At 58.5% G+C, this 7667-nt stretch carries 3 protein-coding genes and 1 pseudogene; all 4 read right to left on the reverse strand.

What is annotated here, in order from left to right:
- Window positions 1-1230 precede the first annotated feature (1230 nt).
- On the reverse strand, window positions 1231-1686 hold the full coding sequence (locus tag NCS58_RS33900; protein ID WP_250477853.1) for an SgcJ/EcaC family oxidoreductase: 456 nt from the start codon (window positions 1684-1686) through the stop codon (window positions 1231-1233).
- Between the two features lie 520 nt (window positions 1687-2206).
- Complete coding sequence (locus NCS58_RS33905; RefSeq protein ID WP_250539038.1) at window positions 2207-3094, reverse strand: GNAT family N-acetyltransferase; 888 nt, start codon at window positions 3092-3094, stop codon at window positions 2207-2209.
- Between the two features lie 584 nt (window positions 3095-3678).
- Window positions 3679-4728, reverse strand: coding sequence for a hypothetical protein (locus tag NCS58_RS33910; RefSeq protein ID WP_250477851.1), 1050 nt, complete (start codon window positions 4726-4728; stop codon window positions 3679-3681).
- Between the two features lie 1248 nt (window positions 4729-5976).
- Window positions 5977-7391: pseudogene (locus NCS58_RS33915) on the reverse strand (serine hydrolase domain-containing protein).
- Between the last annotated feature and the right edge of the window lie 276 nt (window positions 7392-7667).

The following is a 7667-nucleotide window of genomic DNA, read 5'->3' on the forward strand; positions in this document are numbered from 1 at the left end:
CTCAGGAAATTCGGCAAGATGCGCACATCAACAAACCCAAAACCGATCGCTATTGACAGGCGGAGTCATATCAGCCGAAAAGACCGCGGTTTGACACAAACTGATGTGCCCCTATGGGCACTCATACGTATGAACTCGTCCTAAGGTGAATAATTGGCGTTCCAATGTCGCGTTCCAATGAAGGCCGGAATCCTCGTCATCGTGTTTGCCTTTGCAGCCGTAGACACCTACTCTCAACGCGTTCCATCCTTGAGCACGCCCTTCCGTTGGATGCTCCGGGCATCCCGCGCACCTCGTATTGCCGTCCGACACACAGTTGAACGCAAACGCTCGTATCGCACGACCTTGAAGACCGGTACGGGGCGTGCGGAGTAGTTGTCCACCAGCGCCAGATAAGTCCGATATCGCCATCCGGGTAGCTCTTATCGGCGATGCGTTCAGCTCAGACTTGCAGGCACGAACTGGCGACCCGGCTCGCGACCTCACCCTTTTGCGCCGCCTAGTTTAACGTCATGGCGGACAGCGCGACGCGTTATCCGAAAAGCATGTCGGGATGATTGCCGCCAACCTACCTCGGCAATGAAATCCATTAACCCCAGCAACGAAACATAGAGCGACATGTCGCTCCTCTCCTCGTTGATCTGCCCCAGCGTGAAACCGAAATCCATTTATTCTGCACCGACGGTCGCAAACATCTGTCCGCAGCGCGCTTCGACCCACCTCGTCGACCGAATCGCTTACGTTCGGGATCCGATAGCATTCCCTCAGGACGTGCCCGGTTCGAGAGGCCCGCGGCAATGGTTTGCCACTGACTGGCGCGAACACACATCTACAAATCTTGCGAGCGCGGACTTAGTTGCGATCACGCGCAACCGATGGAATCACTCTTCGCTGGAACGCATTCGAAGGCTGGCGGCTGTACCTGCGCAGTAACATCGCAACGCAGAAGATCGTGGGCCAGCATATTCTGCATACATCGGCTTCGGGTCGGTGGATTTAGCAAGGACGACGAAGATATGACTCGCCCCAAAGCCGAGCGCAGTCGCTGCCTCGAGACGTGCGAGACCTTTGAGCGCTTTCGGGAGAGGGCTCGCAGGACGCGAGCAGATTACGACTATTGCATTCCCCGGCAAGCAGGAACCGGGCTCACGGCGTCCTACGTAGACCTCGCCACCCTGAAACGAGGCCGTGGGGATGCATTGTCATGGACACTCAGCGCTCTCGCAAAAATCATTTCTTCTGCGCAGGCGAGTTCGTCGTCCAGATATCGCGATACAGCTTCCATTTGCCATCCGCACGCTTCCAGATCACGATGTAATCGCCCGCATCATAAACCCTGCCGCCTTCGCCTCGAACCACCCACTTGCCAACTTCGTTGGCGGTGTCGCCGTGCGTTTCTACTTCGACCGAGGTCAGCTTCACCGATTTCAAGCCGGAGTCGATGGCTCCCTGCCAAAAGCGCGTGATCGCCGCGCGTCCGCTGACGACTTGACCGTTCGCGGGCAAGAGTTTCGCGTTTTCGGTGTAAAGCGCCGCAAGGGCGGGCGCGTCGCCGCGGCTGACAGCCTGCTCGAAGCGCTTGTTGCCCGCTTCGATCGCCGCCCGCGCGTTGCCCTGCGCGATGGTCGCGGTACAAAATACCGCGACCATCGAGTACATTGCGACGCTGAAGAGGGCTCGCTCCATGATCCGCTGCATAAGACCACCTTGTCGCTGCTTTCACACGGACGCCGGGCCGCACGCCCCTTTATCTCAGAAGCATAGTAGATAAGTCGCCGAGCACAACCCGAAGTCAGGTCGCCTACACTCGAGCGCTGACCAGGTACTGGGCCGCAGGGAGCGTCTGCACATCTGTCGCGGAAAGCGGCGACCGACGAGCCAGTTCGCCCGCACGGCCAACTGTGGATGGGCGCATGTTGTGGATCATCCCTGCATTTGCCCGCTCTAACCGGCGGGCTTTTCTTTTTTGTTGGAATGCGCTTTTGTTGTCTGCCGAATGTGTGGAGTGTGAAGCACAAAGTCCGGTTGAACGACGATTATCTTGTCCGGGGAGTCGCCATCACCCCGCGCCATACCTTTCCGCTGCGGGGGTCTGTATGAACCTGCTTACCTCGTCACTTCTCATTTCACTAATCACGCCGATAGCACACGCGCTCCGCGACGATCGAATAGGTCATGGCAAAGGGTGTCCTTCGCCGAAGCGGCCTCACATAAAGTCCGGGTTTCGCGGGAGAAAGCGCGTCCAGTCGCCACATTCGTGCGTCGACATCAGCACCATCGGAAGTGTGAATCGCATGCCTTTACTGGCCGCGATCGCCAGTGCATCGCTCGTCCCGGGAACGAACACCGATATCTGCGTTGCGTTCCCCGCGACAGCCACTGCCAGTGCCGCTCGAAATGCACCCGGCATCGCATGCCGGTGCATGACCGCTAGCGGCCCTACGTGGCCCGTTGCGGCAACATACTCGTAGCCGACGCGCTCGCCCCCTCTTCGAGGAAAACCCCTTTCATCGGACAGCAGGTACCGTTGATGCTTCTCTCGCGAAAACCCCAGGGTTGCGACGTCGAACTGCCGCAGCATTTCCAAATCGACGTCAGGCGCGCCGATGGGCGTCGCGCAGAGCGCGCGACTATGCGCCGGACGCAACGACTCACGCTCGGCGCCGCACAGAAGGATGGGCACGTGCGGAAACAAGCCGTGCAGCACGTATAGCCCTTGGGAGACGATGTTGAAGGCGAAGGTAATCAGACTTCTTTCCGTCGCGCCGGCCTGGCTCACATGCTGCAAGGTGTGCTCCAGCAGTTCGTTGCCGATGCCCTGCCCTTGTCGGCCAGGTGCAACGAACAACTCGCCCAAGACCCAGAGTCGACCGCAAACCCAACTCAGGGCAAACCCGACGATTTCGCCATCATCTTCGGCTAGCCACACTCCGCGTGGATCATCTCGGAGGCAGAATGCTTGGAAATCCGAAGGTCGCGACGCCGCGATCGGCCCGAAACCGTAGCGGACGGTCAGATCGTTAATGGTGCGAACAACGAGTTGTTCGGCGGGTGCCAGCTCGTCAGCGCTTGCGGGTCGGATAACGAGCGGCATGGGCAACTCCTGCATGAAGACATCTAGGTGTGTAGCAGGCTCGATCACGGACTCGCTCGCGACCGGCGATTGCTGACCATCTGCTTCGCATCTTGTAGCGATCGATGCGAACTCTACCGGCCCATGGTACCCAGACAAAGGAGCCGCCGGAAAGCGGGCTAGAGTGAAGCGAGTCCCATCGCAATTTCCGCTTGCTACGCGCCCTGTAGACTAGCTCAGACCAACACTCGATGGCCGCCCGATCCATCGCAGTATGGGTCTACTTGCGGAGCGCGTTCAGCTTGCCCAGTTTTGTTTGCAAGCCGCAACAGGCAAGACCATGGTGGCTTCGAAGCTTTTGCATAAAATATCTAATAGCACTTCGCGACGAGTTGCTTGGCCCTTCAGGCCGTGCCTTCCCCGCTTGCAACACATAACGCAAAATCTTGTCCTTGCTGTTGTCCTTCAACGCTGCATTGAGGGCGCTTTCGCCCGATTGCCGTTCGCGTAGTGAGCTGCGCTCCATGTGTTCATGTACAAGGTGGCGTCGTTGGGACTGCCATCTGGCGCGCATGACCGAAATTGTCTTTGATCGCCCGAAGCTTTCAATAGTGACTTCGGCCGTTCCGTCCAGCATCCCGCACGCTCGGCTCAACTCGTATTGCGGTTCGACTCACAGTTGTGTGTGTGGGTTCATATCGCACAACCGCGAACACCAGTACAGGACGTGAGGCATAGTTGTCCTGTAGCCGCCAGACAAGCTCGACGTTGCCATCGGGATAAGTCTTATTTGCGATGCGTTCCGCTCGGACCTGCAGGCACGAGCTGACGGCGCGGCTCGCGGCCTCACCCATCCGCTCGGCCTCGTCCAACGTCATGGAGGACGCCACGGCTCGCTCGGCGAAAAGCATATTCGGCCTACTGCCGCCCACGCCTACCTTCACGTCAAAATCCAATAGTCGTAGCGACGATACAAAGAGCGACATGTCGCTTCCCTTCTCGCTGATTGGACCTAGTGTGGAACGGAAATCCGTCTGCGCCGCGGCGACGATGGCGAGCATCTGCTTGCAAGATGCTCCAGCAGCCGATCCGTCCTTAAATTTTCGCCTGCGCGTGGCACGACCTACTTCGTCGATCGAATCGCTTACCACGGGCGCAACCTTCATCACCCAGGCTGGGTCAGACAACGATGGGCTCCAGACGACTCGATAGCGCGTTGGCCAATGTTCGCGCCAGTCGGTGACAAACCATTGCTTCAGTCCTTTCGGACCGGGCACGGTTCGAGGTCCCACGATCGGTTCCCCAACACAGGCACTGATCTTGGCAAGCGCGGCGCTACTGCGATCACGGGCAGCGGATGGAGTCAGATTACTTTCCGCCGGGACGCATTCAAGAGCGGGCGGCAGTACTGGCGCTGCGACATCACAACGCAGAAGATCTGGCATCGGTGAGCGAGCGAGGTGATAAACAGCCTCACCGTCAATACGCTCCGTATGCTTGGGATCGTCACCGATAATATGCGCGACAAAATCGCGCTGAGCAGAAGCGCTCACCGCCCTAATGGACTGACACTCGTCGGCAAATGCAAACGTCGCGACCATGCCAATGCCACTAGCGAAAGAACGGCCGAGTCGCGATGCTTTTAAGTGGGTCACACGGCACCTCCGGAGAAGACTCGTGCGGTCACGGGGACACTGAATGCCCCCTTTCTTTTAAGCACGATCAGCATCGGTAGCACCTCGATGCACGAGCTAACTCAAGCCGACCATTACATGCACGTTCTTCGTAAGCTTCTATAAATTCAAGTGCATGCTCGTCATCAAGTAAACTTTTTATGACCGCTCAAGCCGCATCCGTATGAAAGAAGTCGAACGTTCGACTTTCATTAGGGGCCGACCTATGCCTGACGGCGTCAAACATGTAGGCTTTCAATCGCTGCGTAGCCCGGGAGCGAGCGCTGTTTCCTGCCAGTTCAGAGAGAGAGCCGGCCCTAACTGCCCTCAACGCAGTCAGTGATTCTCAGCGATCTCGACGTGTCTGGGCTTTTCGTCACGAGTCAATCGCGCGGAGCCGTCGCCTATGGGGTGTCCACAGTCAGCTGCTGCGTCCTTGGACCGGGAGTCGACGCGGAGAGCGGCAATCAGGCTGGCTCGAAAGAATGTGAATCGCTCAGCGACATCGGCCGCCCATCAGGAAGCACGCGGCGCCGATTCGCGCGATTGTGCGACCACACGGTGGCCTCATGTCGATATCAAGGAAGCGGTCGGTCAGAGGGCTGACACTTGCCGAGGGAGAAGAAATCTCGCGGCGTGACTAGCCACTGCAGCTTAGCGTTGAAGGGCGGGGTTTTTCGGTCGGCCTGCGTCGTCCAGCCTCGTGCGTCATCCAGCGCCAGCAAGCTGAAAGCTGAAATTGGCGCCAAAGGAGATCGCGGGTTGCGTAGCGGGCCGACGAAGCCGCGAGCGAGCCGACCCGATCCCGCCGAAGCCATGACGCAGGCGCACTCGCCCCACCACCGACTATGAAAAGTAGTTCCGTGAACAAGTGCGGGAACCGTTGGACGTTTCTGACACGGTCATAGACACCGACGACATGCGAAATAAGCCGTGATCCGGCTCTCATAACCGCGACGCGGGTAAGCGCCTCTGAGCTTTGCCCTACGGTGGTTTCCACAGAGCTTACCCTCACTCACTCTGTGCATCGTGCGCTTTTCTTCCCAATTTGCTTACGCCTCGCACCTTTTCGGCTCTAACCGACCGGCAGCGGTTTGTCGAGCAGTAGGACAACCATCGGCAGCTCGCGGAGCTTCGATCAATTCACCCGGTCTTGCGACGACGGTTGTGCCTTTGTGAGTGTCCGTCGACCGCGGCACACATGACCACGATGCTAATCGCGACCCCGCCCTACCTGGCAGCAATGGATTTTGCCGGCAATGCGCCGATCAATCGGCCGAGAAACGCCTCATGATCCCATCCTTCTTCGGGACGAGTTAGACCCATTCGAACCACGACGATCCCGTGGCTCGGCACAACGCTCACAAACTGGCCCTCGTGGCCGACCAGATGAAATGCGTCGGGCGGCAGCATTGGTGGTGGCGACGTATGACTATTGAAGGGCTCCGGCACCCTGACCCAAATGTGAGCGCCGTAATCTCGGCGCGGCGACTGCGTGGTGACCGTTCGCATATAGCGAACCAGCCGGGCGGCAGTATGCGCTTCCCGTCCCACGTACCATCCTGAAGCAGCATTTGCCCGAAGCGGGCCCAGTCGTTCGCGCGGGCACACATGAAGGACGCACCGACGAGCGTACCGGAAGCATCCGGCTCGAAAACAGCGGTGTGCATACCAAGCGGCTCGAACAGCGCGCGACGCGGGAATTCCAAATAATCCAGTTCCCTACCGCCCAGCGCCTGCCGAATGACTTTGGCAAGGATCTGCGTCGTGCCGCTCGAGTATTCCCAGCGCGCGCCGGGTGGCGCAGCGAGCGGCTTTCGCGCTGCAAAAGCGCTCTGATCTGCTTTGTCGAAAAGCATGACAGCTACGTCCGACAGCGGGTCCGCATAATCTTCATTAAACTGTAGGCCGCTCGTCATCCGTAGCAATTCATCCAACGAAATTCGTGCGCGTGCGTCACCGTTGCCGCGCCACTCCGGCAAAAGCCCCGTTGCTGCCAGCGAGAGCTTTTCCTGTCCGACCAGCACACCGATCAGCGCGGCAATGATGCTCTTGCTCATCGACCATCCAATAAGCGGCGTATCAGCGGAATACCCCGAGGCAAAGCGTTGTGCAACGACCCGACCCTCGACCATCACCACCAGCGCACGCGTGCGTTTGGGACGAAGTTGATCTGCCTCTTCGAATGCACTGTCAACGATGCGGCGCAGCGCGTCGTCGTTTCCATTGGGCGAGGGTTCCGGGTCTTGAACCGCCCGATTCGACGCATCAGGGCGGGCAGTTTTCGGCATCGACGCAGGCCCAGCGAGTTGGTCTCCGAACTTCAATGTGCAGCCCAATCCAGGTCTGAACCGCGCTTCGCGTGCGGCCATGCCCAGAAACGTGGCACGCGTGCTGCGCGTCGGTGCATCGATCGTTGCGTGCACAAGATGCAAAAGCGGATGCACCCCTGCCTGGATGTCCTCGTCAATGACTTGGCTCGCCGGGCGCCCCGACACGAACACGCCGGTGCACAGAATCTTCGCGGCATAGCCGGTGCCGATCGGTGCGATGCGTAAAAGCGTATACCCCGCGTACATCAGCAACGCCATCAATGCAAAAGTGATGGTCCAAAGAATTGCGCTTCGTCCGATCGACTTCTTCATGGCGCCGATTCCTCCATGATTGTGTCGAAGTCCAATCTGGCGTCGCTCGACCGAAATGCTATCTCCAGCAGAGTTCAGCGACAACTGATAAAGATGCTTGTGTCACTCGTCGCTACCTGTATTTCATTCAGCGATAACCGAATCGAACTCGTTTCATTCTTTCGAATGAGAAGGCAACCGATTTCTGGGCACTTAAGATCACCTCATTACACACAAGTCGTAGCGGTGGCGAGCCGCGAAAAGTCGTTTACGGTCAATGACATAGCGGACGGAGTT

This window comes from Caballeronia sp. INML3B (assembly GCF_023631305.1).
GTDB classification, from domain to species: Bacteria; Pseudomonadota; Gammaproteobacteria; order Burkholderiales; family Burkholderiaceae; genus Caballeronia; species Caballeronia turbans.

What these genes read in the sequence shown, in the direction of transcription:
- NCS58_RS33900 (WP_250477853.1), bottom strand. Translation starts at nt 1,686, where the DNA reads ATGGAGCGAGCCCTCTTCAGCGTCGCAATGTACTCGATGGTCGCGGTA.
- NCS58_RS33905 (WP_250539038.1), bottom strand. Translation starts at nt 3,094, where the DNA reads ATGCCGCTCGTTATCCGACCCGCAAGCGCTGACGAGCTGGCACCCGCC.